General features: G+C 32.7%; 1 protein-coding gene. It reads left to right on the top strand.

The annotated features are described in order from the left end of the window. The first annotated feature begins 54 nt into the window (after positions 1-54). The gene (locus AC1DUW_RS29755; RefSeq protein ID WP_053346239.1) at positions 55-666 is read left to right on the top strand and encodes a HutD/Ves family protein; all 612 of its coding nucleotides are present in this window, start codon (positions 55-57) and stop codon (positions 664-666) included. Positions 667-1,180: the final 514 nt, after the last annotated feature.

Genomic DNA, 1,180 nt, shown 5'->3' with positions numbered 1-1,180 from the left:
ACATTGGGCGTGGTTTAAACTGAAGTAACGTAATAATAAAAGGGGAGAAATTAGTTGTCATATTTACTAAAATTAATAAGAAAAAGTGAACAAATAACAAGCCTTTGGTCAGGTGGTAAAACAACTCAACTTGCTATTTATCCTGAAAATGGAGATTACTCGAAGCGTGATTTCAAATGGCGGTTAAGCACCGCAGATGTTGAGGTAGACGAATCCTTATTTACTCATCTTCCAGGCATTCAGAGAATTATCATGATCCTTGATGGAGAAATGTTGCTTCAACATAAGGGAAAGCACCATGTGCATTTAAAGCCATTTGAACAGGATCGGTTTGATGGCGGCTGGACAACCCGAAGTATTGGGAGGGTTACGGATTTTAATTTGATGTTAGCAGAAGGATGCGAGGGAGACCTTAACATGATTCATATTAATAATGGGATCCAACATGAAGTGTTGGATAATAGGGAATCTACGAATAGATCCGAAGCCTTTTATTGTGTCAAAGGAACAAGTAAAATGAGTATAGATGAAAAAGAGACTTTTGTTTTAGATCAAGGTGACGTAGCAATCTTAAACATGGATCATTCATGCAACAATTTAAATATAAAGTTATCCAATCACAATGACTCAATTGCAAAAATTATTAAGGTAAGTATTTTTTATTGATAGAGATATTTTGGTTCTAGTGCAAAAATATTCACTAGAAGTATAGTATTCTTTCGAATTGTGGGTTAAGAGGCTAAACCAAATAAATCAATCATTATTATTTGGTGATTACTGGTAGGCGTAAAAATGGGGAGTGAACGATATATTAAAAATACTCTAATGTTACTTCTTTTCGCATTTCTTTTTATTGGCATTTTTGGATTTTGGTTAAGAAAAAGGATTCTTTCATTCGATTTTAAAAACAAAAGTAAATTGTTCTTCTTGTTGGGCAACTATGAGTTGATTGGTGGAGTTCTTATTGGTATAGGCTTACTATTTATTGTGATTTTTCTCTAAGATTTATTTTAATCCCATGAAAATTAAAATATTCTTAAAACCAAAAAAGAGCATATAAAAATAGACCCAGAAAATGACTTTTTTAAAAAAATGCTGAACCTTATGAGTGATCTGATTGAGTTTGGTAAATCGTTAAWCAAAAACCTCCAATTATAGCAAATTAAGTAGAGGCTAGCGC

The organism is Peribacillus sp. P4_C12, from assembly GCF_056402095.1.
The sequence above is the reverse complement of the archived record's forward strand: the minus strand, read 5'-3'. Positions and strand labels throughout refer to the sequence as shown.